A 26,276-nucleotide genomic window follows, 5' to 3' on the forward strand; every position below is an offset into this window, starting at 1 on the left:
TTCTGGGGGGTCGGGGCGGGGTTTGCCTCACCCGAAAATCGGGTGAAAACACGCAGGAAGGCACGGAGCGGGTGAGACATCGGTGGTGGTGTCTCACCCGCCCCGGCGGTGACGCAGCGTGCTCAGGCGGCGATCTGCCAGCCCTTGCGCTTGGGCAGGGCCTGGATGACGCCGGACTCGGCCAGGTCCTCCATGGCGCGGGCGACCGTGGCCCGCGAGCACTGTTCGGCCTCCATCACGTGCTGCTCGATCTCGCCGCGGCGCAGCACCCCCTCTTCGAGGAGCGCTGCCAGGACCGCGCGGGCCGCGCCCGACCACGTCGCGAGCAGCTCCTGGTGAGGGTCGCGGTTGGCGGCCGCGAGGATGCCCAACCCCAGGTCGGTTTCGCGCAGCAGCTCGGGGTCGATGCTGGGGATCTCGAACAGGGTCGGGCCGGTGATGTTGGGCAGGGCCACCTCGGTGTCGCTGCTCTGGCGGGCCGCTGGCACCCGGCCGCCCTCGTAGGCGCGCAGCCGCTCCTCGGCGTTGGCGACCTGCTGGGTGGCGATCTCGTGGCGGCGGCTGTAGAGGCCGCCGGATCCGGCGTCGAAGGCCCCGGCCGCGAGCGGGTCCAGCTCGGTGGGCGCGTGCTCCAGGGCCGCGTCCATGAGCGCGGCCGTGGTCTCGCTGGGGGCCCAGGCGGCTTTGAAGGGCACTTCCCGGCCGGAGTCGACCAGCCCCACGCCGGTGATCTTGGGGAGCGAGCTGGGGTCCAGCGGGATGTCGTTGATCATGCTCGACTGGTTGCGGCTCACCCGCAGGGCGACGGTGTTGCCCGCCGTGGCGCTGGAGCGCACCGCGTCGTCGCCGCCGAAGGTCTGCAGCCCGTAGATCTGGGAGGCGTACAGGGCCTGGACCCCGGCGGAACGCCCCTCCCGGCCGACCCGGCCCCAGCGTTGGGCGTTGAGTCCGTCGATGACCACGTGGCACTCGTCCACGATCACCACGATCCCGGGCCGCTCCTTGGTGGGCGTGAACCCGCTGACCTTCAGGCGTGCGGAGTTCTCCAGGCCGCGGGCCTCGATCACCTCGATCAGCCCGTCCAGGATCGCCTCCCACGTCTTGGGGTCCTTGCCCACCGACCAGTGCGCCCGGTCGAAGATCCGCGGCGAGCTGCCGCCGTTTTTGGGGTCGATGTAGATGACGATCGTGTTCTTGGTCTGCCAGATGCCCAGCGCCAGAGCGTCGATCAACCCGGACTTGCCCGAACCCGTGGAGCCAGCCACAAACCCGCCCCAGATGGAGTCGCTCGTGTACAGGCGCCACAGCGCCTGGCCGTCACCGTCGGCGTAGGGACCCATCCGGATCGAGACGTCCTCGCCGTCCACGACCAGGCGCTCACCCTCCAGGGGCACCTTCGTGGTGAGCATCCCGACCGTGACGACCTTGATGTCCAGGATCGAGGAGTCGGGCTTGGGGTCCTCCTCGGTGGGCTCCACGTGCTCGACCAGCACGTCGGCGGCATCCACCCCCAGAGCGCTGGCGATGTAGCCCAGGGCTGAGCGCACGCTGTCCAGGGTCTGGCGCCCGGGCACCAGGTGCAGGCGCCCGCGCACCCCGTAGGTCTCCTCGACCAGGTCGGTGAGCTTGGTCCCGGGCAGCGACCCCGAGGAGTTGCCCACCCGGGTGCGCCACTTGCGCGCCACCGCGTGCTCGCCCGGCGGCGCCGGCGGCACGGGCCCGGACTCATCCACCGCGGCCAGGACCCGGGGAATGCGGTGGTGAGCCCAGAACCGCGATCCCAGGGCGAGCAGGGCCAGCAGCCCGACCAGGCCCGCCCACCACCAGGCGGCCAGACCCGCGGGCTGGATGAGGATCACCGCGAGCAGCCACACCCCGGCCGCGGCCACACACACCCGCGCGTGGGCCGGGTCGACCTCAGCCCACTCCGAAGCCAGGCGGGTGGCCTTGTGCTGGCGGGCCTTGACGGTGCGCAGCACCCGCAGCGCCGCCCAAGCGCCGGTTCCGGTGGCCAGGGCCACCACCATGGCGTGCGTGGCCGAGACCTGCGCCACCTGGGAGGCGAGCACCCCGGCGGCCAACACCACGGCGCCGACTTTCCATGGGTAGAACTGGGCCGCCATGTGACGGCGCAGCGACCCCTCCCCGGGGCAGAACACGGCCTTCCACCCGGCGGTGATGATCGCGCCCACCCCCTCACTCTTGAAGGAGCGCTCGCTCTCCTGGCGGGGCTGGCCCAGGGCGGCCAGCACCTCGGGCGGCAGGGAGGCGGTCCCCGGGGCGGGGGTGGTCGGGGTCGTCTTCTTGGTCTTGCGGGCCACGACGGCCCTCCTTCCGATCGGTTACTGTGCGTGCCCACGCCCGGGGTAGGGGCGGGTTGTGTCGATGTCTCACTCCCACCCCAGGGCCCCGGATCGGGGCCCGTGGCCGGGGTTTGTCTCACCAAAAAATCGGTGGATTCTTCGCAGTCGGGGACAAACGTGATGAGACATCGTGAGAGAACGTCTCACCGCTGTCTCATCACGTTCAGTCACCGAATACGGGCATGAAGGGGGCCGCCCCGCAGGTGCGGGGCGGCCCGAAAGCGGGGTCGGGGTCAGCGACCGCCGAGCTGGTAGTCCTTGTTCGCGGCCTGGCCGCGGGTGGCCTCGTAGGCCTCCTGGACGTTGCGGTTGACCTCCTCGAGCTTGGCGCGGGCCTTGATGGCCTGGGAGATGTAGGCGGTGCCCAGGTCCCGCAGCACCGCGAGTTCGGAGGTGACCTCCTCGCCCATGTCCGCGGCCCGCATCTGGCCCTCGACGATCTCCAGCATCTGGTTGCCCTGCTGGACCAGCGACCCGATCCCGGTGATGGTCTGGGCGTGGGCGTCCAGCCCGGAGGCGTCGGAGTAGCGCAGCGTGGAGTTGCCGTTGGTGGCCACGGAGTTGCCCATGTTCGCCATGGAGTTGTCCTTTCGGGGTTGGGTGAAGCGGGGCCGGCCCGGGTCGGGCCGGCCCTTCATCGGTGTGGGTCAGTGGTGTGCGGTGGAGCGGGTGGCCCGCTCGTGCGCCACCAGGGCGGCGATGGCCCCGTCGACCTCTTCGGAGCTCATCTGGGCGATGGCCTCGGTGTCGGGGGCATAGCCGGAGTTGGCGAGCATGGTCATCAGCACCATGCGCCGGTGCGGCAGCGGCGGCTTGACGCTCTCCTCATCGGGGGTGAGCACCGCCACCTCATCCCCTGCGGGGCGGGTGGTGCTCTCTTCCTCGGTCACCGTCGTGGTGGTCGTGGTGGTCCTGGACCGGCGCCGGGTTTTGGCGTGTTCGGGCTCCTCATCGACGATCTCGGCGTCGATGATGTCCTCGTCCTCGCGCTCTGCGGCGGACTCGTCCTCGTCGGTGGGCACGTACTGGGCCGCCCACTCGCGGATGCGCCGCTCACGCTCGCGGCGCCGTGCGCGGGCGGCCGCCTGGCGCTCGGGCCGGGTCTTGTGCCGGTGCGCACGCCAGTGGTCCACGTCCTCACACGCGTCCAGGTACCAGTGGCGCAGCAGCATCTTGGCCCCGCCCCGGTGGTCAGGGTCAGAGGCCAGACGGCGTTTGGCCTCGGCCTCCTGGGCCCGGAGCTTGGCCATCCGGTAGGCGTGGCTGGGCGGGGTCTTGCCGGTGGCCATGGCCACCGTGTCCACCGCGGCGTTCTTGACCACGGCCGCGATGACCATGGCCAGGATCAGCATCTCCACAGGTCACCACCCCAGCAGGGGGCCGAAGATGTTGGTGCCCGCACCAGCCACGTTGTAGACGACGTCGCCGCCCACGCCCCCGATCGCGCCACCGGCCGCGAGCAGCAGCACCGGCAGGCAGATCGCCGCCCACTGGCCGTGCTCGTCCAGCCGCTTGTCGCGCCACACGTCCGCTCCGGCCACAACCAGCAAGAAAGCGCAGATCGCGGCGATGGCAGTGCCGGACGAGACTGCGTCGGGGATCAGAGAGAGCAAGAAACCGACGACCCACAGGACCAGGTCAGTGGCCCAACCCCCCAGGAAGCTCATCGCGAAGAACGTGCCGCCGATGACGGCAAAGAAGCCCGAGATGAGCCAGTGGACCTTCTTGCGCAAGACCCAGAACAGGGCCAGGCACAAAATCGAACCGATGGTGAACACAGAACCGCTCCTTTCTTGGTTGTTGGTGCAGGTCAGAGCATGAAAGCGGCCGAGACGACCACCAGCAGGCCCAGGGCCCAGGCGGTGGCGTGGCGGGCCGGGGACCGCAGAATCCAGATCAGGGCGTGCAACACCCCGATCAGCGCCATGGCCGGAGCGGCGTAGAGGCGAGCCAGCAGCCGCCACGGGCCCTGCTCGGGCAGGTGGGCGCCGGCCATGACGAAGTCGAACTCCTCGCGCAGGCTGGGCTGGCGCTGGCGCCAGATGTCGGGGGGCCGGTAGGTCACCCCCAACCAGGTCAGGGAGCGGGCCACGTCAGCGGCGGTGCGCCCGTCCTGGGCCACGGCCAGGTCCTCACCCGCCGGAACGGGCGCCTGCGGCCCGGCCGGGGGCGCGCTCGGGTCGGCCTCTTCAGCAACGGGGGCCGGGGGAGGTGCGGCCTTGACCGGCTCCTGGTCCCGTTCCGGGGCCGGGGGCGCGGCCTTGACCGCGCGGGCCACCGCCTCGGGCAGCCCCGCCACCCCCGGTTCGGGGGCGTTGTCGGTGGTGGGCACCGCGTGCAGGGGCGGTGCGTCCTGGGGTCGGCGGCCGCGCCCGGCAGGGGCGCGACGGCTCTCGTTCGGCAGGGCCATCGGCCCCTCCTGTTCTGTGGTGTGTGTGCAGGTCAGGCCGCCCAAGCGGCCGAGTTGGCGGTGAAGGGGGCCGCCACCCCGGCGTTCGGGGTGGCGGCCCTGGTCAGCTGGCCCCGGGAGGGGCGCGGGGAGCGTGGGATCGGTGGTGGATCGGGTCCTCCTTCGGGTGAGGGGGTGATGGACATGGGGTCGCTCGCAAACGGCTCGCAGGCGCTCTCGCCGTGCGTCACCGGTAGCGGCACAACCCCCGGAGTGGTGAGCACACCCACCCCGACCAGTGCGGGGTGGGTGTGCTCACCCGCCGGGGCGGGTGGCCGGCCCCCGCAGTGCGGGGGCCGGGATCGGTTACTCGGAGTCGGGGTAGACGCGGTGCCCGGCCTCGCGCAGGGCGTTGCGGTGATCGCGCACCGTGGTGCGGCCGATCCCCAGCAGGCGGGAGAGTTCGGCGTTGGAGACCCCCACGCCCGCGTAGCGGATCTCCTCCAGGACCCGCTGGCGGGTGTCTCGCCCAACCTCGAGGCGTGCGGCGTGGTGCGGGGCGCGTTCTGCCTGGTCAGCGCCAGTCCCGCCACCCTGGCGGCCAATTCCGCCACCCCCCACGGTCGGGGAGGGGCGTCCCTGCAGGTCAGGGGCAATCCCGCCACCCTGGCGGCCAATTCCGCCACCCTGGGCGCGGGCCTGGCTCAGCCCGGCACCGAACCCCGCCACGGGTGCCACGCCGAACCCGGAGGGGTCGTCAGGCACCTGCTCGTGGTGGTCGGCGGCGGGCAGCTCCTGAGCGGTGTAGAGCGGGGTGGCCAAGTGGATCCGGGTGCGCAGCTCCGCCCGGCGCACCTCGATGTCAGCCGAAGCCTCGTCCACCGTCATCTGCTGCTCGGCCTGGCGGCGGATCTGGGCCAGGACCCGCTGCTGCTCGGCGTGCGCCCGGGCGGCGTCCAGCGCCAACTCCTTCTCGGTCTTAGCCGAGACGTAGGCGGCCTCGCGCTCCAGCTCGGCCAGCTCGGCCCGCTGGGTCTCGGTCAGGTCCGACGACAGCTTGCTCTCGAGGGCCTCCTTGGCGGCCTGCTCGCGGCGGGCCTCCTCTTCGGCCCGGCGCTGGGCCAGGGCGGCCTCGCGGGCCGCGGCCCCCTCGGCCTCCAGGCGGGTGCGGGTCTGCTCGCAGCGCAGCGCGGTCAGCCAGTGCCACCCGGCCTTGGCGGCCAGCGGCAGCACCGCCAGCAACGCCATGGGCCAGGAGGTCATCACCCCGTGCACGACCAGGACCACGGAGGCCCCAGCGGCCAGCACCCATCCGGTGCGGGTCAGCACCGGGTTCACCCGGCCAGTGCGGGAGGCCTGCTGCCACTCGATGGCCAGCAACCACAGCCACACGGCCTCCACACCGATCCCGGCCCCCAGGCCGACCGCGTGCGGGGCGGCCTGGCCCTCTTCGGCGCCGTGGCGGGCCAGGTCCCACACCGACCAGACGGTGAAGACCGCCGATGCGGCGGTGACCACCGATGCGATGACGCGGGTGAAGTCGATGCCGCCCGGCTCGCCCGCGGCGGCCGCCGCGGGCGGGGTCGGCTCGGGCGTCTGGTCGTCGGCGACCACCGGTTCCGGGGCGGGTGCGGGGGCCGGCGGGGCGGCGGCCTCGAGCGGCGGCTCGGAGTGGGCGGGGTTGGCGGTCTTCTTCCACATGAGCTTCATCGGTCAGCCCTCCTCGGGGCGCGTCGGGAGCATCGGGCGGGTTGGGGCAGCGGGTGGTCGGCGTAGATGACGGTGGGGCCGCCGGTGGCGGCCAGCAGCAGCACGGGCAGCGCCACCACGGCGATCACGGCGGCGACGATGATCAGGGCACTCACGGGCATCACGCCCGGTTGGGGCAGTAGCCGCACACCCAGCCCCCGGCCACGACGCACCAGATCATCTGGTGGCCGCACGCGCAGGTCTGGCTCGGGCAGCTCAGGTGGCGTATCCAGGCGCTCATGCCGCCGCCACCTCCCACCCGGTGTCGTCGGCGGGCCAGGAGCCGTCGGTGGCCACCGGCACCAGCGCCAGCACCTGCTCGTGGAAGAGCTCCTCACCGACCGGGGCGTCGACCAGGACCTCGTCGATGCGGTGCACCTCGCGGCGGCCAGTGGGGGTGTCGGCCAGCGGGGTGAGCCGGGCGTCGTCGATGACGGTCTGCTCCAGGAGCAGCGCGGCCTCGGCCGGGTCGTCCCAGCCGGCGGCCAGGTCCTCGTGCACCTCCCAGGAGGGGTGCTCCCACGGGTCGACGCTGGTCTGCTCGCCGGTGTCGGCGTCCCAGAAGGTCGGGGAGTGCGCGGCGATGGCGAGGGCGTCCTCGAGGGCGTCCAGCGGGTCGTAGTAGGTAGGCTCGTTGTCGTACATCGTTCGATCTCCTTCTTCGCAGGTGGGGATGGATGTGCAGAGCCCGCCCGGGGCCGGAATCCCTGGGCGGGCTCACTGCGGGTGGGGGCGGGGCCTCTACTTGGTGGCGCCGTTGCCGATCGCGGATCCGGAGATCGTCGTGCCGTCCCCGACCTTCACGTCGCGGGGCTGGCCGTCCTTGTCCGTGCCCGGGTCGATGGTCGAGTCGGAGATGACGACGTCCTTGCCGATGCTGAAGCTCATGTGTGGTCGCTCCTGTTCGCGCTCGTGTGGACCCTGGTGGTCCCCCGGACCCCACCAGCCGGGCTGGTGAGGACGGGCACCCCAGGGGCGAGGTCAGGCTGCGAGTTCGCGGCACATCTGGGCCGGGGTGGGCAGGGCCCGGTCGATGGCCTCCAGCAGGACCCCAGACCTGTGCTGCCACGGCAGCGGCGTCCGGTAGGAGGTGCCGAACCGCTCGGCGTCGGCCTGCTCCCGCCTCGTGCGTTGGACCGCCTCGGCCCCGGCCCGCCAGATGCGCCCGCACTCGCAGGCCAGGTGCGCCTGGTCGGGGTGGTCGGGGTGCCAGGCCAGGGTGCGGGTGGACTCGGCGCAGCTGCCCTCCTCGCAGGGCCAGGAGGAGAACCCGCACCAGGCCGTGGTGTGGACGCTGTTCAGCAGCGCCCCCGGCCCGCCCGAGCTGGCGACCGTGTGACCGGCCCTGGCCATCAGGGCCCAGGTACGAGCGAGCGTGCCGGCCTCGTGCGCGGCCACCAGCAGCGCCTCGCGCTGGGCATCGTGTTCCCGGGCCATCCGGTCTTTCTCCTCCTGGGCTTCGTCCAGGCGGTGCAGGACCTCGGGGAGCTGGGCGGCGTCGCGCAGCCGGGAGCGCAGCGCGTCGGGGATGTTGACCTCGTCTCCGAGCCCGTAGGACAGCGACCGGCAGGCGTCCACGACCTCGTCCAGGGCGTGCTCGGTGGCCCGCAGGCCATCGGCCAGGTCCTCATTCCGGGCGGTGAGCTTCGCGTTCTCGATGTACAGGCCCTCGGCGAGGGTGGCCTGGCGGGCGGCGGTGTCGGCCAGGCCCGAGGCCTCGTCCCGGCAGCGGCGGTGGGTCAGGCGGATCATGCGGCGCTCCTGTTCGCGGTGGTGATCTCGATGACGTCGGCGGGGCGGCCGGTGGACGCGGCCTCGATCTCGTCTCGGATGAGGCCGGCGGCCTCTTCCACCCGGGCGCGGATCCCGCCGGATCGGGTGGTGTCGGCCAGGTCGATCTCGTCCAGGGCGTCGAGGCACTCGGTGCGGGCCATCAGAACGGGCCTCCCATCGCGCCCTCGAGCTCCTCGGCGCGGCGGGCGTCGGCCACGGCGTCGCGCTTGGCGGTGAGCTCCGCGATCTGGGCCTCCAGCAGCACCAGGTGATCGATGGCTCCGGTGACCACGATCGAGCCGGCGACCGGGCGGGCGGTGTAGCCGGCGGCCCGGACCAGTTCCAGGGCGGCGCTGCGGTAGTCGTAGCCGATCTGGAGCACGGCTCCGGAGCGGCACAGCGCCGTGCTGTAGACGACCCGGCACGAACCCGAGGCCAGTTCCGCGACCGTGGTGATCTCGTCCAGGTCGGTCTGGGTGATGGGCCCGGAGTGCTCGACAGCGGGGTTTTCGGTGATTTCAGACATGGCGAAGCTGTCCTTTCGCAGGTGGGACAAGAGATGGGAGCTTTACGGCGTAGATATTCAGGCGGCCAGCGACACGCGGGGGCGCTGGGGGCGGCGGGCCTTCAGCAGGGCCGACAGGCCCTCTATGGCCTGGTGGGCGCTCTTCCAGCGGGCGATGGTGCGGGTGACCATCTCAGGGTCCTGCTCGGTGAGGCGGGCAGCCTCAGCCCATACCGCGGTGTGCTTGAGCTCGTTCCAGGCGGCCGTGCCGGGCTCGTCGTCGGGGCCGTCGACCAGGAGCTCGTCGGTGTCGTCGGTGTGGGGGTGGTGCTCGATGAGCTCGCGGGACTCCTCCGGGCTGGTGTGCTCGGGGTAGATGACGACCTCGGGGTCGTAGACCGCGGCCGGGTTCGTGGGAGCGGTCGGCTCGGGGGTCTCCTCGATCACGGCGGGCAGCAGCAGCTCAACGTCCTTGATCCCGGCCTGGGCGGCGTGGTGGCGCAAGAACTCGATGTCCTCGTCGCGGGTCTGGTGCCACAGCGCGTTCTGCAGGCGCTCGTGCTCGGCCTGCCAGAGGTGCTCGGGCTGGCACATCATGTCGTCGGCCCGGCGGCCGCCGCCGGCCTCGATCGCCTCGGCGATCTCCCAGTCACGAGCGGTGGCGCCGCCCTGGGTGGCCACGCGGAGGATGTCGGTCTTGGTGGCGCCGGTGATCTGGATGACCTGGGCGAGCATCGACTGCTTCGACGACATCTGCGCTCCCTCTCCTGATAGCTGGCAGGGCCCACCCCTGCAACAAGGCCCATTGCGGATGGATAAGCAAGGGGCCTTGCATCTCTCGCTAAGGCCAACAGTAGAGGGGTGCGGCCAAGCTCGCAACCCCCATTGCCAGTGTGTTAGAAATAGGTATTGCGAACCGCTACTACGAGGAGAGGCCATGGACGAACCAGACGTTTTCGACTTCGACTGGATCCAGCAGATCGCTGATCCCCTGGCCAAGACGAAGACCGCGCACCACGAACTGTCGCGGTTCCAGGAAGCAACCAACGAACTTCAGCGGCTGCGCCGCGAAGGCGTGGAGGCCCTACAAGCCGACGGCTGGAAGCCCCGTGAGATCGCCGACCACCTTGATGTATCCCGCCAGCGCATCGAGCAGATTGGGAAGAACGGCCCCTCTCCAGCTGGAGCGTTCTTCGGCCGCGGCACTGTCACCATCGCGATGGGCGAGAAGATCGAGGCCCCCAAGGACAGCGGCAAATCGGGGCCGGCAGTAGCCACCGAAGACTTGGCGGCCTACGAGATCCTGGGACGCCTGGCCCGAGACCTGAAGCTCGAGGTCAGCTTCGAGGCCATCAAGCCCCCTGGCGTCTTTGACACAAACCGGAGCAGCTTGATCGTGGTCTGCGGACCCAGGCTTTCTCCAGTGGTCGCCCAGCTTCTGGCGGGCGACACCCGCCTTGGCTTCGACAATGACGATCAGGGCTGGTACCTGGAAAATCGGGAGACCCAGGAGGTCTTCCGCTCTCCCATGAACAAGGGAGTCAAGGCCGATTACGCCTACCTTGGCCGCCTTCCTCGCCTTGATGGCAAGGGCTCTTTCACCTACATCGCCGGTATCCACTCAATCGGAGCTACTGGGGTAACCCACTGGCTCACGAACAACCTCAACGAGATCTACGCGGAGGTCGGCCCCACCAAGCTGTTCAGCACTCTCATCCGCTGCGACTACGAAGACACGCCGCTCAAGGTAACTAAGTCCGAGCGAGTCGCCCCGATCTACCTTCGTCAGGGGGACGACGAATGATCAGCACCGTCACGCAGCCTGGGGATACCCACCGGCTGAACGAAGACTGGGTCGGAGCCACAGATCATCTGGCTGTGGTGCTCGATGGCCTCTCCGCACCTGAAGGAGTTGGTGGGTGTGTCCACGGAACCCCTTGGTATGTGCACGAACTGGGGCAAGAGCTGCTGGTCCACGCATCCGATCCGGCCAAGTCCCTGCGAGAAGCTCTTCGAGAGTCCATCGAGCAGACCGCACTCAAACATGCCCACACCTGCGACCTGGGCCACGGCGGCACTCCGTCATCAACGGTGGCCGTAGTTCGCGTTGGCCAGGAAACCCTGGATGCCCTGGTGTTGGCTGACTCACCCGTGGTCGTGGATACAGAAGCAGGCGTTGATGTGCTCGTCGACCATCGAGTGGACGAGCTCTTCCAGGCCGAGCGTGAAGAGGTCCTGTCCGCTTCCCCGGGCCCGGACAAGGTCGAGCGCCTGGCGAACCTCGTTCAGGCCCAGCGGCAGATACGCAACACGCCAGAGGGGTACTGGATCGCAGGCGCAAACCCCGAGGCCGCCAACCATGCTTTGGAGCAGAGCTGGCCGATAGAAGGGGTCTTGCGGTGGGCTGCGATGAGTGACGGCGTCTCATGCTTGGCTGAACTTTACGAGGACACGTCGTGGTCTGGCCTGTTGGATCTGGCAGACCAGGATGTGAACGCAGTACTCGCCCGAGTTCGACAGGTCGAAGCGAGCGACCCCGACGGCGTCCGGTGGCCTCGGTACAAGTCCGGAGACGATGCGGCCTTGGCCTACGGCCGGCTCTCTTAACCGCGCACACCGGTCGATCGTCGCCCAGGGCTTGCTATGACGGGAAGCGCTGTGGACAGACCGGGTGTGGCGTCACCGGCCTGTACTCTCGAAGCACCCAAAGACCAACGACCCCATCCACCCCAGACATGACGAAGGCCCGGGTGGCCGCCCGGACCTTCGTGAAGAGTCGATGAACTGGCTGTCTACGTAAAACCGTAGGCAACTCGCGTAGTCCAACCCCTGATTTATTGTCGGGCCCACTGTAGCCGAATAAAGGCAAAAGTTGGCCCTCGGGGGCACCCTCACAGGTGCAGGCGCCGCGAGTTGACCTCGGCATGCGCGGACTGCCTGGAAAGCAGACCCGATGGCCTCCGAGCCGATGAAACTGCATGCACCGCGCACCGAAGGCGACGGCTACTACGCGGGCCGCGCCTTGCAGTGGGTGGACACCTGCCCCCACTTGAACCACCCAGAGCGGACCCTCCTGAGGGTGTTGACCAACCTCACCCTGGAGTACACCCAAGTCCGCAAGATCACCCCGGCCGCGCTCCAGAAGATGATCTACGTCGGTGCTGTCGGCCTCGACCAGGACCCGAAGACCATCTCCAGCAGCGGCCTTCTCCGACTGTTGCGCGCCCTCGCGTCATTGGGGCAGATCACCGACCCGGACGGAAACCCCTTGACGTTCTCCAGCGGGGAGAAGGCTCAGCTGAACGGGGTCTCGATGTCGATCTGGCGCTACCCCCGCCACGAGTGCGGATACGCCCGCAACAGCCACGACGCCCTCGCCATTGTCACAGAGGGTGACTCTCCCCGGTTCGGGCCGTCCGGCCTCGACATCACGGCCACCTGGCCCAAGACCACCTCTGACCAGTCTGGTTCAGAAACTAACCAGGGCGACGACATTGGTTCAGAAACGAACCAGTCTGGTTCAGAAGCGAACCAGATTGGTTCAGAAACGAACCACGATACGCAGCGTGACCTGCGAGAAGTCGACCCTCCCTTGTCTTCTTCCTTGTTGTCTTCCTCTTCTTCCTCAGGAGGATCTGGCACCACACCGTCCCCTGATGCCTCCGTTGATGAGGAGGAGGGATCGCCTTCGGCTGGAACACAACGGGGTGTGCTCCCGGTGGACCTGGTCGTGGAAGTCACCGACGCCACCCGCGAGGAAGCCCAGGAGCTCGTCGAGATCCTGCGCCCCGAAGCCAAGAAGTCCCTGGGCGGCCTGATCCGCCGCATGGCTGAGAAAGGCGACCTTGAGCACCGACTGTGGCTGCTGCGCCGCCAGCGTGCGCCTCAGCCCCGTGCGGAGGCGTCCGAGGATCGTCGCCGGATCACCAGGCAGGGTTCCTGTGTCTGGCACAGCGCTCCCTCTCCGTGCCAGGCCTGCCGGATCGACCTGAACGCCGGCGGGGTCGATGCCAAGGAGATCGTGGACCTGTACGCCTCGCTCGGAACCGACGCTGCCCAGCAGCGCCCGGACCTGGCCGCGCACCCGGCTATCGCTGCGCTCTCCGGCGCGCGCTGACCCCTGAACACACGAAAAGGCGGCGGGCCCACCGGCTACCAACCCCGGGCCCGCCGCCGCGTCCACCCCTTGAACAGGAATGGAACCTTCAGTATGACCGATACAGCTCTGCCCGGACCCGTTCTGGACCCCGACACCGGTAAACCCATCCCCTGCGACATCGCCGCTGAACAGGCCGTGTTGGGCGCAGCCCTGGTGGGTGATGCCCGGGTGGTGGCCGCTGTCCAGGAGCTCGTCCACGTTCTGGACTTCTACCGGCCCGCGCACCAGATGATCTTCGAGGCCATCTGTGCCCTGGCCGACCAGGGCGAACCCCATGACGGGATCGCGGTCAACGACGAGCTGACCAAACGCGGCCAGTCCACCGCCACCGGAGGCGGCGGCTACCTGCACACCCTCACCAAGGCCGTCGCCACGGTGGCCAACGCGACCTACTACGCCAAGATCGTCGCGGACAAGGCCCGGCTGCGGGCGATCGCGGCCGCCGGGGTGCGAGCCACCCAGATGGCCGGTAGCGCTGAAGGCGACCTCGAGGACATCGCCGCCCAGGCCGTCCAGGACATGGAGAAGGCGGCCTTCCCCGAAGCACGCGATGACGACGACACCATCGTGGTCGGAGACGACTCCGCGTACTGGGACTACCTGTCGGCTCCGTTGGACCCCAGCACGCTGGTCGTGCCGCCCTACGCCGACCTGGCCGAGGTCATGCCCTGCCTGACCCCGGGGGAGCTCACCACGATCGCGGGCCGCACCGGGGTGGGCAAGAGCGTGTGCGCCAGCGACTTCGCCCGCCACGCCGCCATCGTCCAGGGGCACACAGTGCTGTACGTGTCCTTGGAGATGGACCGCATGATGATGTTCAACCGCATCTACGCGGCCGAGGCACGCATCTCCTACAGCGCGTTCAAGAACAAGTCCTTCACCGACCGCCAGTGGGAGGAGCTGACCGCGGCCCGCGAGCGGGTGGCCGCCTCCCCGCTGCACATCTCCACCCCCTCGGCGTGCACGGTCGGCAAGATCCGGGCCCGCATCCGGGCCCTGGAGCGCAAGGGCACCCCGCCCAAGATGGTGATCGTGGACCACATCGGCCGGATGGCTTCCACCGAGCGGATCGAAACCCGTGCCCAGGAGGTCAGCAAGTTCACCTGGGGGCTCAAGGAGATCGCCCGGGACCACAACATCGCGGTGGTGCCGGTCTGCCAGATCAACCGCGGCCCCGAACACCGCGCCGACCCGGTGCCCACCTCGGCCGATTTGAAGGACTCGGGCTCCATCGAGGAGGACTCCGGGAGCGTGCTGATCGTGCACCGGCCCGACCGTGGCCAGCCCGAGCACGAGCGGGCCGGGGAGGTGGACCTGGTGGTGTCCAAGAACCGGGAGGGCCCGGCCGGCGGCACCGTGCTGCTCTCCCACCAGCTGCACTACCAAAGGTTCCGGGACATGCCCGCGGGCTGAGGACGAACATGGGGGGCGGCCCCGCACCACCCACTGGCGCGGGGCCGCCCTCGCCTGGGGGTGTGTTTGTAGGGAATGCGACGTGCCCGGTGGAGGGAGGGGGCATCCTGGAGGCCCGTCGACCAACCCCCTTGAGAAGAGGCCATGAGTACCCCCACCTTCACCGGCGTCGACATCCCCTACGCCGGCCTGCGCGAGCTGGTGCCCACCCTCAAGGCCGGGACGGTCACCTTGCTGGCGTCCTGGACCAGCATCGGCAAGACCGCTCTGGCTGTGGATTTGGCCAGGAACGCCGCCTTGGCGGGAGTGCCCACCCTGTACTTCTCCGGGCACGAGAGGCAGGAGGCCCTGGCGGTGCGGATGCTGGCTGCAACCGCTGGTGTGGACAACACCGTCTTGGAGCAGCGCCCTGTCCCTGATGCGGAGATGGAACGGGTCCATGCAGCCAAGGACCGTCTTGCTGCTGCGCCCTTGACCTTTGGTTCCGAGGTGAGCGGGCCCGTGTCCCGTGTTGTGGAGCAGGCGAAAGACACCGATCCTCGGTTGTTGGTCGTCGATGACGTGGACTCGCTCACCGATCCTGATCACCTTCAGGAGGCTGAACTGGCCAAGTACGGGGTGATGCTGTCCTCCCTGGCCCGTACCCGGCAGATGAGCATCCTGGTGCTCTCCCAGCTCAACCGGGTTCCCTCACAGGAGTACGGGCGCGCACCCCAGATCGCCGACCTCGGGGTGCGTCGTTCCCTGGCCCGGGCCTGCCAGACGGTCCTGTTGATGCACCGCCCCGACTTCTACGACCCCGATGATCGGCCGTTGGAGGCCGACATCCAGGTGCTGACGCCTGCGGGCGCCTCCCGGGGCACAGTTGCCCTAGGCACACTCCTGGCCCGGTCGCAGTTCGTTGACTTGCCGAAGAAGTAGCAGCGACGGAATGGAGCAGCTCTGATGACCGACCCTCCCCACCCCGCCGTCCAGGTCGAACGCGCCGTGCTCGGAGCCACCTTGCTGTCCAAGGACAGTATTGAGGCTGCCGCACACATCATGGGCGCCGGCCCCGAGTGCTTCAGCGAACCGGCCCACCAGCTCATCTACGCCAGCGTGATGCGCCTGTATGAACGCGGCGAGCCGGTCGATGCCATCGCCGTTCACAATGACTTGATAGCTCGGGAGGAATCCGAACAGGCCGGCGGGGCGATCTACCTGCACGAGCTCACCGAAGCCGCCGACACCAAGAACGTTGAGCGCAACGCCCGCCAGGTCATCTTCACCCCCGCACCCATCGCCTCCGAGCACGCTCAGTGGATGTTCGACGCCTTGCCCGGCTACCTCGACTTGCTGGAGGGCACACGCAAGGCGCCGCGGCCCAACGCGCTCACCGGGTTCCAGGACCTGGACAAACTCACCACCGGGCTGGAACCGGGCACGCTCACCGTGATCTCAGGACGCCCTTCCGCGGGTAAGTCCACGCTGCTGGGCAACATCGCCTGCTCCTCTGCGCTTCGCCACGCCGTTCCGACGATGTGGATCGACCAGGAGAGTTCACACCGACAGGTCTTGGACCGGATCTTCTCCGCCGAAGCCCGAGTCCCCCTGCACGTGATGAGAATTCGCACGATGACCGACGCCGACTGGGCACGGCTTGCGGTGGCCATGGGGAGGGTCGCGTCTTCGCCGCTGCTTCTTCAAGCAGGAAGACGTGTGGACATCCTCCAGGTGCGCCAGTTGGCTGAGGAGAGCGGGGCGGAGCTGGTCGCGGTTGACGGACTGCAGAGCCTCAAGCCTCGACGGGATCGGGAAACTCGGGAGCGGGAGGTCTCCGACATCACCCGCGCTTTGAAGGACCTCGCCCTGGAACTCAACGTGCCGGTCGTGGCTACCGCGCACCTGAACAGAGCGCCTTTGCAGCGGTTCGACCCCTCACCCACCCTTGACGATCTGCGTGAGTCCGACCTGATCGCTCATCTGGCAGACACCGTTATCCTCATCGACCGGCCCGATATGCGTGATCCAGAGTCTCCTCGGGCCGGGGAGGCGGACCTGATGGTGGTCAAACACCGCAACGGGTTCCCGCGCGATGTGACCGTGGCCTTCCAGGGCCACTACTCCCGGTTCGTGGACATGGCCCCGGGGTAACCCCGCAACGAACAACGGCCCCGCACCGAGCGCTGGTGCGGGGCTGGAGGCCGGGTTTCAGGGGGCGTCGTCAGGGATGCCTGCTTCTCGCCTGAGCCGCGCCATGGTGTCGGGGTCGTCCAGCATCGAGTCGATCCTGATGTGCTGCTCGTTGAGCCATCCGCGGCGTTTCTTCTCCCAGGCGAAGGCCCCTTCGAAGGCCTGGTGGACCCTCACCCGGGCAGCTTCGAACTCCTCCTGGTCGTTGATGGCGAGCGCGAACTGCTGCAGTGCTTCAGAGAGTTCGAGAATCGCAGCTTGCAACAGGTCTTTCTTCACGGGGGCCTCCAACGCTTGGGGTGGTCGGCCCAGCTTTCCACGGGAGGTCGATCGGTCGACCCGGTCCTACGCACGCGCGCGAGGCAGCAGCTCGACCCCCGCGAAAACCTGGCGGAACCCTAGCAAATCCGGTCGTCCTCACCGGGTCGGATGATCTACGCCGTCAGGGCAGCCGCTCCGGTTCCGCCGACGAGGAAACCGTGCGGGGAAACCGGGCTGGCCACCGGTGTGCCTCGGGAAACCCCGTGCGGAGAGCCCTGGCTACCGGCCAGTTTCAACGCCACCAAGCAACCAGGGGGGGCAACACGGACCTCCGCGGGGAACGGCCTGGGAACACTGCGCTGGTCACCGGCCCGCGCCAGGAACCATCCCGCGCACGAGGCGTAGCTGGGGAGGGGCGTTCGGATCGCTCACGGCCTGGCCCTCGACAGCCACGTAGGTGACCCGGTTCAAACGCCGCCACGTTTCCGGAGAAATATCCGCTGAACCGGGTGGTCGACCACCACGTCGACCGGTCGAACTCCACTCCGAGTCGATCCTCACCGAATGGGCCTACTCCTCCAGGAGGCTGGTCTGCCCCGGCACCTGCCCCTGCTCCTGGCGGGCCCTGCCCAGACACCGGCGGCACGTCACCGGCCCGGCCGCCGGGGACAACCGCAGCGGATCCACAGCGGCGTGGCAGGCCACCGCGGGCACCGCCACCCCGGCCCACATGTGGGTGGCCAACCCGTGCACGACGCTGCCCTGCCCGATCCGCACCCCGGTGGCGCCGGCCAACTGCTCGCGGCGGCGGCGCAACGTGGCGGCCAGGTGCTCGATGTCGGGGCCGGTGAGGTGCTCCGGTTCGGGATGCTCGGTCATGCTCCCCAGGATGCCCGCTGAAAATCCCCAGACCCGTACACGGAGGCAGCGGCAGCACTCTCCCGGGCGCGGGGGAGGGGGAGTGACCCCCCACCCCGGTCACCGGCCGGGTGCCCCGGGCAGGTGCGGGCCGATCAGCTCCAGGATGCGAAGCGCTTCGCGGGTCTCCTCGAGCTCCTGGAGCCGCTCGCCCTCGCGGGCCCGAAGCGCCCGGTCGGTGATCCCGTCCGTCTGCTCCTGTCCGAGGTCGGCCTCCAGAACCAGGAGCCGGTCGACCAGGTGCCGCCAGAGCAGTCGGCCGTGGGCACGCTGGGACAGGTCGACGGCGGCGGCCTGCTGGTTGAGCGTCGTGGAGCTGTGCACCGCCAACCAATGCCGACACCACCCGGACCAACCGGGTTCGCCCGGGGACGGCAGGCCCTCCCATCCGGCCGCTGGTGTCCGCTGATCCGCCATATGACCAGGTTAGACCGGGTAACGAAAACTAACGCTCGCTCGCCTCACACCCCCGCAAACCCGCTCTGGACCTAGCAGAACCCACGGCCCCAGCCTCTGGACCGGACGGGGTTCCGGCGCCTGCAACCAGTAGTTGCGCACGTCGGGTGGGCGCCGGGTTCCCGGCCGGGATAGCGGGGCCCCGGGGCGGCGAGCCCCGGGTACCACCAGGCGCTCACCGAGGTGCCCTTCGTCGGCGACACGCCGAAGACGACGGATCGCAGATACCTGGGTACTTGCCTTTTCCGTCAGTGACGTTTACCACTACCGAGCTGGTCATAGAACCGGTCCCCCGCTGACCGCACCGCGTCCACCCCGCGCATGATCCGCTCCACCTCGCGAATCGACATCTGCCCCTGGGCGATCGCGGCCGCGGTGCGTACCAGGATCCGCTGAAGCTCCCGGGGACGAACCCCAGGGTCCTCCTGGTGCTCGGGTTCGGGGTTGGGTTCGATGCCCGGGTAGAGCTGGCCGCCGGATCGCATCCCAGGGCGTTCCCACGGGCTGGCCGGTACCAGCCGGGTGCGCACGACGGTGCGCTCGATGACCTCGCGGACGGGTTCCTCCTCGCGCCGGGCGAGGCCGGCCTCTTGGTCGCGCTCCTGGCGCTCGCGCGCGGTGCGCACCTCGTAGGCGCGCTGTCGGTGCGCGGGCGAGCAGTAGCGCCGTTTGCGCCCCTTCCCCTTGGCCCGGGGTGAGATCTCCTTGCCGCACCACTCACAGGTACGGCGGATCAGCTTCTCGCGGACGGTCTCGATCACCGTGTCCTCGGGTTCCGGAGGGCCGTCTGCTGCGGGGTGCTCAGGGGTGTGGTCCATACGGCGGACTTTATCGTCACTGATGTATTTGGTTCTGGTGAGCTCTTGTATCTCTGCGAGATACCAAGGCTCACCGGTTCCACTGGTCTACCCGCGGGCTCCGGTGCGCGGTCGCTCGGGGCGGTGGCGGCTGTTGACGGCCGCGAAGATGTCAGTGGATCGGCCACCAACTTGTCAGTGGACATCGGCCACGGGGATGTCAGTAGTCCGGCCGTTCCTCGCTCTCGGTGACCTCCGGCTCCCCGGGGTCGAGCGCGAACGCCAGGTCCTCGCACGGCTCCGGCGGCACCTGGTCGGTGAGCAGACCGGCCTCCTGGAGCTCGCGCACCGCTGCGGAGTCAGCCTCGACCGGCTCCCCGGCCGCCACGCGGAACAGCGCGCGGGCCTGGGCCACGCTGAGCGGGCTTTGCTCGTCCGGGACCGCGCGCACCCGCTCGTACTGCTCTGCGGTGATCAGGTCCAGCCGGGGGGTGAGCCGGAAGGCCTGCGCCCCGACCCGGCGCAGCGCCAGCGGGGACGCGGCCGCGGGGTCCTGGCCGATGCGTTCCAGCGCCACGCGCACCTCCTCAGGCGGGATCTGGAGGGCCGCCGCGAGCTGGTCGGTGGTCAGCGGGGTGGGGGCGTTGGCGAGCGCCCCCAGCACCAGATCCACGGCCATCAGCGGCGGCGCTGGGGACGGGTTCAGGCCGGGCACGAGGTCGTCGGGGTCGATGTCGAGCTGGCGGGCCAGTTCGATGATCGCGCTCGCGGGCAGGTCCGACAGGTCGCGGGCGGTGTCCTGGGTGAGCTGGCGCGGGTGGATGCCGACCAGGTCGGCGATGGTGTGCGGGGTCAGGCCGCGCTGGGCGAGCCGGATCGCGATCAGATGGGTGTTCACCAGTCCCACCCCCGGCGCCCCTTCGGGTGGGGCGGGTCGGTGAGCTGGTCCACGGTCAGAGCACGGTGCCGGAGCCAGGTGGTTTCCGGACCCGGAAGGGCACCGGTGGGCTTGACCCAAGGGGAGTGGACCTTGAGGTGATGGGCCTGCTCATGGGCGGCGTTGCGCAACGCGACCGGCGCCGCAGGCCGCTTGGACGACTGCGGCGAGGGGAACAGCAGCACGGTGCTGCGCCCTCCTGCAGTGTGCCGGTAAGCACGGTGCGCGGCCAGCAGTGGACGGGCGAAGGCCGGAAGGCGCACGGGCGCATAGGCCAGCTCGGCCAGGGCCGTGTCGCCAGGGCGGACCTTCACCACGTAGGGCGGCCTGCGGTAGGTCTCGTGGAACCAGGGGGTGACGGTCACGGTGGAACCGTCGACGGCCACGTCGCGGCACCGCAGCACCCTGAGGTAGCCGGGGTCGTGACCCAGGTGCAGGGCCAGGACCAACAGCGCGGGCGGGGCGGTGTGGTGGGTGCGCCCCATGGCCCGGCACAACTGGCTGGTCAGGGCGGGGACCAGGTGAGGGACGGGGTCGACGGCGGCGGTGTGCACATGGTGGTTGAGCAGCAGCCCCAGCGGCAGGAGCGCGGCCTGGGCCGCGCGCAACCGGACCAGGGCCTGCTCGGCGTCCGTGACGCCGAGCAGGAGATCATCGCGCAGCCACGCGGCCACCTGGGCACGCTGGATGTGCGGGTCGGTGGCCGGATCGACCTCGTCCTGCCAGCGTTGTCGAGCGCTGGTGTGGGCGTCGCGGTACTCGGCCAGCACCCGCACGAGATGCCTCTCGGGCAGAGCACGGCGGCAGGTGGCCAGGAAACGGGGGAAGTCGACGCGAGGCAACGCCGGCCACGGTTTGGGTTCGTGTCTGTAGAGAGCCGCCCTCTGGAGGCGGTAGCGGCGTTGGCGCTCGTCCAGGTCCCGGTACATGTGCCACGGGTCCTGGATCTGGGCGGGCGCGTCGACCTGGTTCAGGGCCGCGTCCAGGGCGCAGGCGGCGCGTTCGGGGTCGGGGGCGCTCCAGATCAGCCACAGAGAGGCGCCGACCCGGTGCGCCAGGCGCGCAAGGCGGGGCAGGTGGGCGTTGGGGAGGCGTTCGACGCGGTCGACGACCACGTCCCGGATGGCGGAGGCGGCCATCCAGGCGTGGCACATCCCCCACCTGTCGGCGACGCTTGCGGGTGCCTCGGTGGTGAAGGGGTTCTTGCCCAGGGCGCTCATCAGGTCGTGGACCAGGGTGGCCTGGTCGGTGGCGCCGGGGGTGGGCCGCACCACGATGGCGTTCACGGTCTGGCCGGTGGTCCAGTTCAGGGCGGCCAGGACGTGGTCGTCGCGAGGGTTGTGCACCACGACGACGCGGCGGCGCTCATCCACCGGCGCCCCCGCCCAGGAGGGCGTAGGCGTTGGTGAGCACGGCCTCGTTCAGGGTGTCGGTGCCCTGTTCGGCGCACAGCGCCGCGGCGGTGTGGGTGAAGGAGGCCCAGTCGCGCAGGGTGCCGTGGGCGAAGGTGTCGTCGACCTCCAGCAGCAGCTCTTCGGGGGCGTGGGTGTGGATGGGGTGGTAGGCACGCATCAGGGCGACCACGTCCTGGCGGGGCTGGGGTTTGAAGGGGACCATGCGAAACAGTCGGGAGCGCAGCATCGGCTCGGCGGACAGCACCTCCCAGCAGCCGTTGCCGCCCACGTACAGCAGGGCGAAGCGGGTGTCGGGGTGGTCGTGCAGGTGGCGTAGGAGTTCGAGGCAGTCGCTGTTGAGGCGCTGGGCCTCGTCCACCACGACGAGGCGGGGAGCCCCCGCGAGGTGGTCGACCAGGGAGGAGATGAGTTGGAAGCGGTTGCGGCGCGCGGGTGCGCGCTCGCCGGTCAGTGAGAACAGCAGCTCGTCGGCGACCACGCGCATGGTCGGGTGGGAGGGGAAGACCAACACCACCGGCTGAGTATGGACGTGCTCGGCCAGCGCGGAGTGGACGGCGAAGGTCTTGCCGGTCCCGGCGGGACCGTAGATGACGCCGGTGGCCTGGTGGGCGACCAGGTGCGTTACGGCGTGGCGGGCGAGCTGGAAGTAGCGGGTGTTGAGCGTGGACGCTCCGGTCAGGCTCATGAAGTGGGCGGGTGCGCTCACCGTTCTTCGTTCTCCTCGACCACGGGATGGATGGTGGGATCGACCAGGCCCAGCAGGCTGGTGCTGGACCGTTCAGCCAGGCGGCGCTCGGACCGGCGGCGGGCGAGATCGTCGCCGTCGACGGCGGGCAGCAGGCGCGACTCGGCCGCGGGAGCGGATCCCGTCATCGGTGCCAGCTCGGTGCGGGAGCGGCGGGCACTGCGACGTTGGGCGGCACGCAGCCGCCGGGTCTCCTCCCGCTGGGCCTGGCGGAACTCCTCGACCTGCTCGGGGGTCAGGTGCGTCTGCGGGTAGGCGGTGCACAGGTACTCGCCGCTGGCGTAGACCTCGATGGAGCGGTTGTCGTGCGGCATGTACCGGATCTGGACGCGCTGGCCGCGCCGCCCCTGGAGTTCGGGCGCCAGATAGGACATGCGGTCCCAGCGGATGCCGTCCTTGCCCACCACCCGCTCTTCCTCGGCCAGCAGCAGGTGCCGCAGCCGCTCCGGACTGATTCGGGCCAGCGGGGTGGGATCGGCCTCCCACGCCTGGGCCGGAGCACGCCTGCCCAGGGCCGAGTGCTGGTGGGCGGTGTTGTACCAGCCCACCCAGCCCTGGACGCGCTCGACCAGGGCGTCGATGCCCATCGGGCGAACGTCGGCGGTCTCGGCCGCTGCGCGGGCCGCGGGCCGGTCGTCGAGGGGCCCGTGCAGGCGCCCGGCCGCGTCGCGGGGGCCGCCGGTGAACCCTGGCAACGTGGACAGCAGCATCTGTTCGAGGGTGCGGTGGAACCGCTCGACCTTGCCCTTGCGGTGCGGGGTGTAGGCGGGCAGCCGGTGCACGTCCACTCCCAGGGCCTTCAACGCGTCGGTGACCGGGCGCGCGGCAAACTCCAGGCTGCGGTCGATGCGCACCAGCGCCGGGACGGCGCCGAAGGGGCCCCGCTCGGCGTCTTCGACCAGGCCCATGCGGATCGCGGTCAGCACGGTGCCCGAGTGCGGGGTCAGCGCGATCGCCCAGCCGACCAGGGCGCGGGTGGCGTCGTCGATGATCGTGGTCATCCACGGCCGCACCGCCGCACCCCGGGGCGGCATGACCAGGACCGGGATCTGCTTGTGGTCCATCTCCCAGACCTGGTTACGGCTGCTGGGCGGGCGGGACAGGTACACGTCGGCGTCGCGGCGGGCGTTCTCCCCTGAGCGCAGCACCGCGGTCTCGGCCGGGGGGACCTGGTCGGCGAAGGCGCGTCGCAGCGTGCGTTCGGCCACGGGCTGCGCTCCCTGCCAGCCCTGGGTGAGAAAGTCGGGGACCGGCACGCCCGCCGGCGGGATGCTCCCTTCCACCACTGCGCGGCGAGCCCGGTACACGGCCGCGGCGTTGCCCCGGTAGAAGGTGTAGGCCTCCCGGTCGGTTTCGGTGAGCTGGTAGCCGGGGCGCTCGCGGCCGTCGGCCTCGCGGGTCTTGGCGTCGATCCACCGCCACACGGTGCGCTCGCTCACCCCGCACCCGTCGGCCGTCAGCCGCACGTGCCGGGAGGTGAGGTGTCCGGTGTCGGCGAGCTGGCGCAACCGCGCGGTCGCCGATGCGCGTTTCTCGGGATCGACACGGCCCACAGCCCACCCCCGATGTGAGGCTCTTCGTCATCGAGTATGCGATGGCCAGGGATGTTGTGTCCCAAAAACACCGAAGCCCGCCCTCGAAAGGACGGGCTGGCAAGAGGCGAAGGCGGTCGGGCACTGATCATCAGCCGGTGGCCACTCCAAGTGGCCCAACCCTTCCCCTTCTCAGGCGCTAAGTGGCCCAACCCTTCCCCTTCTCAGGCGCTTGGAGCCTCTGGTGTCTGGTTGCGCCAAGGCGCTTTCTCATCAGCGAGGGTGTCGAGCATGAGCTGACACCAGGTGGTCGCCGCGTTCACCGCCAGATGGGCATGACGGGCGCCGAGCCCCGCCCGTGCACTTACGGGCCCGTGCCCGGTGCCGTAGCGGTTGCGCAGCTCTCCCACAGCGTTGGCCATGCTGGAGGCCGCCCCCAGGATCTGCTTCACGGCGTTGTGCCCGTCAGGCCCTGGAACGTGTGCTGACGGATGCAGCCCCAGAGCCTGCTGTGCGGCTTTGACCAGCGCGGGGAAGTCCGCTCGATCGTCCACGGGAAGGCCGCGCGCGTCGAGCACGATCTTGGCCGTGCTTTCGATCAACTCCTTGGCACTCCCGAGGACTTGGGCTGGGTCATCTGCGATGGCGCGTTGGATCCGCCGCAGGTGTTCCTGGATCGCGGCTGGATCCTTCAGGTTCGCCAGCGACCGCTCAGGCAGGATCGGGGTGAGGCGGGCGTCGTCGAGTGCGATGAGTCGTTCACGGGGCGGCTCGAACAGCTCGTCCAGGATCTGCCGCCGTGCCTCCCATGAGCCGTACCCATCGTTGCGGAGCCAGTAGGTGCGAAACTTGGCGAAGTCCCGGAAGGGCACCTTGAGATCCACGCCCACGCGGCGCGTCATCGCTTCCAGAGTCCGGATCGCGTTCTCGATCTCCGGGTTGGTCAGGACCTCCTCACTGTTGGTGCCGAAGGCCTCCAACTCGCCGCGCACCAGATCCAATAGCGCCAGCGCCGCACGGATGTCATCGGTGCCCTCGATCGGGCCGTGGCGAAGCGATATGAGGAGGTCTTCGTTCAGCTCGGTGACGGTCCGGGGAGAGTCCCACGGCGCGGCGAACGGGTCGTCCGCGGCCGCCTCAACGGGTCGCGCCACGAAGAAGTCGCTCGACTTCACGATCACTCCACTTGGGTCGATGGTTCCAGCGGGAACCGGATCCTGCTCCGATAGTGCCTGATCGGTAGGTCCCGGTGTGCCTGAATTTCAGTGCCTTCGGGACTGCGGCCGGACAACGAAGGGCTCCAGGCGCGGAGCTTGTGGTCTTGGGAGCGATGCCCTGTTCAGGGCAGCGGGCGAGGCGAGAGTTCGACCACCATGTGCACGCCGGTAATCAGCTTTTCCGCGACGTCCCAACCCGAGCAGGTGGCCTGTGCCTCCTTCCTCGAGGCACAGGCGATCCAGGAAGAGCCGGACTGGGAGGTGAGCCGGTCGACTACGCCGATGCTCATCGGACGAACGCAGGCTGGCTCACCTCTCCCCTTCCTCCACTGCCGGCGAGGCCTTCTGTCGAAGCCCTGGAGAAAGCCTAGGAGAAGTGAAAAATGTCCTTTGGGGTGAATGGTCGAGAATTAGAGAATGGAACCATGAAACGGTCCTGTCGTGACCGATCGAGTGTGCGGTCACGGTGCGTGGCTGCTGGCCGGATGCGGCAACCACCGCCCGCCTCAGGTTCGGGCGCTCTAGCGTGGCAATCGTGCGCTCACCCACCCCCCGCCAACGGATCGCGATCGCCCTGGCCGCTCTACTTCTGCCCGCCCTGACCATCACCGCCTGGCCGCTGCTGCCGTTCCTGGCCGGTCTGCTGCCCGAGGCCCTACCCGTGGGACGCATCCTGCTGGGCACGCTCCTGGCCGCAGGGCTCGCGGCCACGGCCGCCCTGGCCCGTTCCGGAGCCCAAGAGAAGAAGTCGGTGTGGCTGGGATGGCTGATCCTCACCGCGTGGGCGGTCACCATCGCCGCAGTCGCGGGGATCGTCCTCCTGGTCTGGCTCGTCCTGGGCTCCCCCGGCCTGGAAGACATCGGCCGGCTCTCCCCCCAGAACCTGGACGCCATCGCCACCCGAGCCTTCGCCGTCGTCGCCGGCCTGGGCGGTGTCGCGCTGCTGATGATCGCCTACCGGCGCCAACGAACCACCGAGGCCGACGCGGAACGCGCCGAGCGGACATCTGAGCGTGAGGTCACCAAGCTGTTCAACGAGCGCTTCACCACCGCCTACACCGAGCTGGGAAGCGAGCACGCTGCCGTGCGCCTCGGCGCCGTCCACGCCCTGGCCCACCTGGCCGACGACGCACCCTCCGAGGAAGAGGTGCAGATGGTCATCGACGTGCTCTGCGCCTACCTACGCATGCCCTACACCCCCGCCCCCGACCAACTGCCCGAGGACGCCACCCCAGAACAGAGGGCCGAGCACCGCGAGCGCGCATTGGAGTTCACCTCCTTCCGCGAGGTACGGCACACCGTCATCCGCATCATCGGCAACCACCTGCGCGAGCACACCCGATGGCGGGGCAAGAACTACGACTTCACCGGCACCGTCTTCGACGGTGGCAACCTGGCCGGCGCTCACTTTTCCGGCGGGGAGGTGGACTTCGGCGAGGCCGAGTTCTCCGGTGGGGAGGTGGCTTTCCATGGCG

The 26,276-nt window shown here is 69.6% G+C and carries 29 protein-coding genes and 2 pseudogenes; 8 read left to right on the forward strand and 23 right to left on the reverse strand.

Annotated features, from left to right (window positions below; genetic code table 11):
• Positions 1-122 precede the first annotated feature (122 nt).
• The 13 genes from D458_RS0132085 to D458_RS0132145 all read right to left on the reverse strand — a co-directional run bounded on the left by D458_RS0132085 (position 123) and on the right by D458_RS0132145 (position 9,532).
• Positions 123-2,321 carry a hypothetical protein gene (locus D458_RS0132085; protein ID WP_017590817.1) on the reverse strand — a complete coding sequence of 733 codons (2,199 nt, stop codon included), beginning with the start codon at positions 2,319-2,321 and terminating at the stop codon, positions 123-125.
• Positions 2,322-2,596: 275 nt separating this feature from the next.
• Positions 2,597-2,941 carry a hypothetical protein gene (locus D458_RS0132090; RefSeq protein WP_017590818.1) on the reverse strand — a complete coding sequence of 115 codons (345 nt, stop codon included), beginning with the start codon at positions 2,939-2,941 and terminating at the stop codon, positions 2,597-2,599.
• Positions 2,942-3,010: 69 nt separating this feature from the next.
• Positions 3,011-3,721 carry a hypothetical protein gene (locus tag D458_RS0132095; RefSeq protein ID WP_017590819.1) on the reverse strand — a complete coding sequence of 237 codons (711 nt, stop codon included), beginning with the start codon at positions 3,719-3,721 and terminating at the stop codon, positions 3,011-3,013.
• 3 nt (positions 3,722-3,724) lie between these two features.
• The gene (locus tag D458_RS0132100; RefSeq protein WP_017590820.1) at positions 3,725-4,141 is read right to left on the reverse strand and encodes a hypothetical protein; all 417 of its coding nucleotides are present in this window, start codon (positions 4,139-4,141) and stop codon (positions 3,725-3,727) included.
• Between the two features lie 32 nt (positions 4,142-4,173).
• The gene (locus D458_RS0132105) at positions 4,174-4,773 is read right to left on the reverse strand and encodes a hypothetical protein (protein ID WP_026119890.1); all 600 of its coding nucleotides are present in this window, start codon (positions 4,771-4,773) and stop codon (positions 4,174-4,176) included.
• A 345-nt stretch (positions 4,774-5,118) separates the two neighbouring features.
• On the reverse strand, positions 5,119-6,462 hold the full coding sequence (locus tag D458_RS0132110; RefSeq protein WP_026119891.1) for a winged helix-turn-helix domain-containing protein: 1,344 nt from the start codon (positions 6,460-6,462) through the stop codon (positions 5,119-5,121).
• Complete coding sequence (locus D458_RS37120; protein ID WP_169556937.1) at positions 6,459-6,617, reverse strand: hypothetical protein; 159 nt, start codon at positions 6,615-6,617, stop codon at positions 6,459-6,461. Before D458_RS37120 ends, D458_RS0132110 begins: the two co-directional genes overlap by 4 nt.
• A 121-nt stretch (positions 6,618-6,738) precedes the next feature.
• A complete protein-coding gene (locus D458_RS0132120; RefSeq protein ID WP_017590822.1) occupies positions 6,739-7,146 on the reverse strand; it encodes a hypothetical protein in 408 nt (135 codons plus the stop codon).
• A 96-nt stretch (positions 7,147-7,242) separates the two neighbouring features.
• Complete coding sequence (locus D458_RS36860; protein WP_017590823.1) at positions 7,243-7,389, reverse strand: hypothetical protein; 147 nt, start codon at positions 7,387-7,389, stop codon at positions 7,243-7,245.
• 93 nt (positions 7,390-7,482) lie between these two features.
• Positions 7,483-8,253, reverse strand: coding sequence for a hypothetical protein (locus D458_RS0132130; RefSeq protein ID WP_017590824.1), 771 nt, complete (start codon positions 8,251-8,253; stop codon positions 7,483-7,485).
• A complete protein-coding gene (locus D458_RS0132135; protein ID WP_017590825.1) occupies positions 8,250-8,435 on the reverse strand; it encodes a hypothetical protein in 186 nt (61 codons plus the stop codon). Before D458_RS0132135 ends, D458_RS0132130 begins: the two co-directional genes overlap by 4 nt.
• Complete coding sequence (locus D458_RS0132140) at positions 8,435-8,800, reverse strand: hypothetical protein (protein WP_017590826.1); 366 nt, start codon at positions 8,798-8,800, stop codon at positions 8,435-8,437. Before D458_RS0132140 ends, D458_RS0132135 begins: the two co-directional genes overlap by 1 nt.
• Positions 8,801-8,857: 57 nt before the next feature.
• Positions 8,858-9,532: a hypothetical protein gene (locus D458_RS0132145; RefSeq protein ID WP_017590827.1), complete on the reverse strand. Its 675-nt coding sequence runs from the start codon at positions 9,530-9,532 to the stop codon at positions 8,858-8,860.
• Positions 9,533-9,716: 184 nt separating this feature from the next.
• Here D458_RS0132145 and D458_RS0132150 point away from each other — a divergent pair, with 184 nt between their 5' ends.
• The 7 genes and pseudogenes from D458_RS0132150 (at position 9,717) to D458_RS0132175 (ending at position 16,484) form a co-directional block, all read left to right on the forward strand.
• Positions 9,717-10,583 (forward strand): RNA polymerase sigma factor, encoded by an 867-nt coding sequence (locus tag D458_RS0132150; protein ID WP_017590828.1) that lies wholly within the window; start codon positions 9,717-9,719, stop codon positions 10,581-10,583.
• Positions 10,580-11,386: a hypothetical protein gene (locus D458_RS36655; protein WP_026119892.1), complete on the forward strand. Its 807-nt coding sequence runs from the start codon at positions 10,580-10,582 to the stop codon at positions 11,384-11,386. The genes D458_RS0132150 and D458_RS36655 overlap by 4 nt, the downstream gene beginning before the upstream one ends.
• Positions 11,387-11,732: 346 nt before the next feature.
• Entirely contained in the window at positions 11,733-12,896 is a 1,164-nt protein-coding gene (locus tag D458_RS0132160) for a hypothetical protein (protein WP_017590831.1), read from the forward strand.
• A 93-nt stretch (positions 12,897-12,989) separates the two neighbouring features.
• Positions 12,990-14,351 (forward strand): replicative DNA helicase, encoded by a 1,362-nt coding sequence (locus D458_RS0132165; protein WP_017590832.1) that lies wholly within the window; start codon positions 12,990-12,992, stop codon positions 14,349-14,351.
• Between the two features lie 144 nt (positions 14,352-14,495).
• Positions 14,496-15,272, forward strand: coding sequence for a DnaB-like helicase C-terminal domain-containing protein (locus tag D458_RS0132170; RefSeq protein ID WP_017590833.1), 777 nt, complete (start codon positions 14,496-14,498; stop codon positions 15,270-15,272).
• 24 nt (positions 15,273-15,296) lie between these two features.
• A pseudogene (locus D458_RS38260) lies at positions 15,297-15,599 on the forward strand (DnaB-like helicase N-terminal domain-containing protein); the annotation flags it as partial.
• A gap of 54 nt (positions 15,600-15,653) precedes the next feature.
• A complete protein-coding gene (locus tag D458_RS0132175) occupies positions 15,654-16,484 on the forward strand; it encodes a DnaB-like helicase C-terminal domain-containing protein (RefSeq protein ID WP_449406597.1) in 831 nt (276 codons plus the stop codon).
• A 57-nt stretch (positions 16,485-16,541) separates the two neighbouring features.
• On the opposite strand, the gene D458_RS0132180 is transcribed toward D458_RS0132175, so the two are convergent.
• The 10 genes from D458_RS0132180 to D458_RS36865 all read right to left on the reverse strand — a co-directional run bounded on the left by D458_RS0132180 (position 16,542) and on the right by D458_RS36865 (position 25,091).
• On the reverse strand, positions 16,542-16,802 hold the full coding sequence (locus D458_RS0132180) for a hypothetical protein (protein ID WP_026119895.1): 261 nt from the start codon (positions 16,800-16,802) through the stop codon (positions 16,542-16,544).
• A 552-nt stretch (positions 16,803-17,354) separates the two neighbouring features.
• A complete protein-coding gene (locus D458_RS0132185; RefSeq protein ID WP_017590836.1) occupies positions 17,355-17,663 on the reverse strand; it encodes a hypothetical protein in 309 nt (102 codons plus the stop codon).
• 99 nt (positions 17,664-17,762) lie between these two features.
• The gene (locus D458_RS0132190) at positions 17,763-18,026 is read right to left on the reverse strand and encodes a hypothetical protein (protein ID WP_239648124.1); all 264 of its coding nucleotides are present in this window, start codon (positions 18,024-18,026) and stop codon (positions 17,763-17,765) included.
• A gap of 380 nt (positions 18,027-18,406) precedes the next feature.
• Positions 18,407-18,976: a hypothetical protein gene (locus tag D458_RS0132195; RefSeq protein WP_017590838.1), complete on the reverse strand. Its 570-nt coding sequence runs from the start codon at positions 18,974-18,976 to the stop codon at positions 18,407-18,409.
• A 199-nt stretch (positions 18,977-19,175) separates the two neighbouring features.
• Positions 19,176-19,853, reverse strand: a complete 678-nt coding sequence (locus D458_RS35060) for a hypothetical protein (protein ID WP_152521309.1) — start codon at positions 19,851-19,853, stop codon at positions 19,176-19,178.
• Positions 19,850-21,265, reverse strand: coding sequence for a hypothetical protein (locus D458_RS0132205; RefSeq protein WP_152521310.1), 1,416 nt, complete (start codon positions 21,263-21,265; stop codon positions 19,850-19,852). Before D458_RS0132205 ends, D458_RS35060 begins: the two co-directional genes overlap by 4 nt.
• Positions 21,258-22,013 (reverse strand): ATP-binding protein, encoded by a 756-nt coding sequence (locus tag D458_RS0132210; protein WP_017590841.1) that lies wholly within the window; start codon positions 22,011-22,013, stop codon positions 21,258-21,260. The genes D458_RS0132205 and D458_RS0132210 overlap by 8 nt, the downstream gene beginning before the upstream one ends.
• Complete coding sequence (locus D458_RS0132215) at positions 22,010-23,605, reverse strand: Mu transposase C-terminal domain-containing protein (protein ID WP_017590842.1); 1,596 nt, start codon at positions 23,603-23,605, stop codon at positions 22,010-22,012. Before D458_RS0132215 ends, D458_RS0132210 begins: the two co-directional genes overlap by 4 nt.
• A 203-nt stretch (positions 23,606-23,808) precedes the next feature.
• Complete coding sequence (locus D458_RS0132220; protein ID WP_204366945.1) at positions 23,809-24,759, reverse strand: abortive infection family protein; 951 nt, start codon at positions 24,757-24,759, stop codon at positions 23,809-23,811.
• A gap of 164 nt (positions 24,760-24,923) precedes the next feature.
• Positions 24,924-25,091: a hypothetical protein gene (locus D458_RS36865; RefSeq protein WP_017590844.1), complete on the reverse strand. Its 168-nt coding sequence runs from the start codon at positions 25,089-25,091 to the stop codon at positions 24,924-24,926.
• Between the two features lie 245 nt (positions 25,092-25,336).
• Between D458_RS36865 and D458_RS34680 the strand changes: the two are divergent.
• Positions 25,337-26,276: pseudogene (locus tag D458_RS34680) on the forward strand (pentapeptide repeat-containing protein); the annotation flags it as partial.

Source organism: Nocardiopsis ganjiahuensis DSM 45031, assembly GCF_000341085.1.
In the GTDB taxonomy this organism is placed as follows: domain Bacteria; phylum Actinomycetota; class Actinomycetes; order Streptosporangiales; family Streptosporangiaceae; genus Nocardiopsis; species Nocardiopsis ganjiahuensis.

Bases quoted from the DNA above. Each gene is read 5' to 3' on its own strand.
- D458_RS0132090 (WP_017590818.1), bottom strand. From the start codon at position 2,941: ATGGCGAACATGGGCAACTCCGTGGCCACCAACGGCAACTCCACGCTG.
- D458_RS0132105 (WP_026119890.1), bottom strand. From the start codon at position 4,773: ATGGCCCTGCCGAACGAGAGCCGTCGCGCCCCTGCCGGGCGCGGCCGC.
- D458_RS0132110 (WP_026119891.1), bottom strand. From the start codon at position 6,462: ATGAAGCTCATGTGGAAGAAGACCGCCAACCCCGCCCACTCCGAGCCG.
- D458_RS0132120 (WP_017590822.1), bottom strand. From the start codon at position 7,146: ATGTACGACAACGAGCCTACCTACTACGACCCGCTGGACGCCCTCGAG.
- D458_RS36860 (WP_017590823.1), bottom strand. From the start codon at position 7,389: ATGAGCTTCAGCATCGGCAAGGACGTCGTCATCTCCGACTCGACCATC.
- D458_RS0132130 (WP_017590824.1), bottom strand. From the start codon at position 8,253: ATGATCCGCCTGACCCACCGCCGCTGCCGGGACGAGGCCTCGGGCCTG.
- D458_RS0132135 (WP_017590825.1), bottom strand. From the start codon at position 8,435: ATGGCCCGCACCGAGTGCCTCGACGCCCTGGACGAGATCGACCTGGCC.
- D458_RS0132140 (WP_017590826.1), bottom strand. From the start codon at position 8,800: ATGTCTGAAATCACCGAAAACCCCGCTGTCGAGCACTCCGGGCCCATC.
- D458_RS0132145 (WP_017590827.1), bottom strand. From the start codon at position 9,532: ATGTCGTCGAAGCAGTCGATGCTCGCCCAGGTCATCCAGATCACCGGC.
- D458_RS0132150 (WP_017590828.1), top strand. From the start codon at position 9,717: ATGGACGAACCAGACGTTTTCGACTTCGACTGGATCCAGCAGATCGCT.
- D458_RS36655 (WP_026119892.1), top strand. From the start codon at position 10,580: ATGATCAGCACCGTCACGCAGCCTGGGGATACCCACCGGCTGAACGAA.
- D458_RS0132160 (WP_017590831.1), top strand. From the start codon at position 11,733: ATGGCCTCCGAGCCGATGAAACTGCATGCACCGCGCACCGAAGGCGAC.
- D458_RS0132165 (WP_017590832.1), top strand. From the start codon at position 12,990: ATGACCGATACAGCTCTGCCCGGACCCGTTCTGGACCCCGACACCGGT.
- D458_RS0132170 (WP_017590833.1), top strand. From the start codon at position 14,496: ATGAGTACCCCCACCTTCACCGGCGTCGACATCCCCTACGCCGGCCTG.
- D458_RS0132175 (WP_449406597.1), top strand. From the start codon at position 15,654: ATGTTCGACGCCTTGCCCGGCTACCTCGACTTGCTGGAGGGCACACGC.
- D458_RS0132185 (WP_017590836.1), bottom strand. From the start codon at position 17,663: ATGACCGAGCATCCCGAACCGGAGCACCTCACCGGCCCCGACATCGAG.
- D458_RS0132195 (WP_017590838.1), bottom strand. From the start codon at position 18,976: ATGGACCACACCCCTGAGCACCCCGCAGCAGACGGCCCTCCGGAACCC.
- D458_RS36865 (WP_017590844.1), bottom strand. From the start codon at position 25,091: ATGAGCATCGGCGTAGTCGACCGGCTCACCTCCCAGTCCGGCTCTTCC.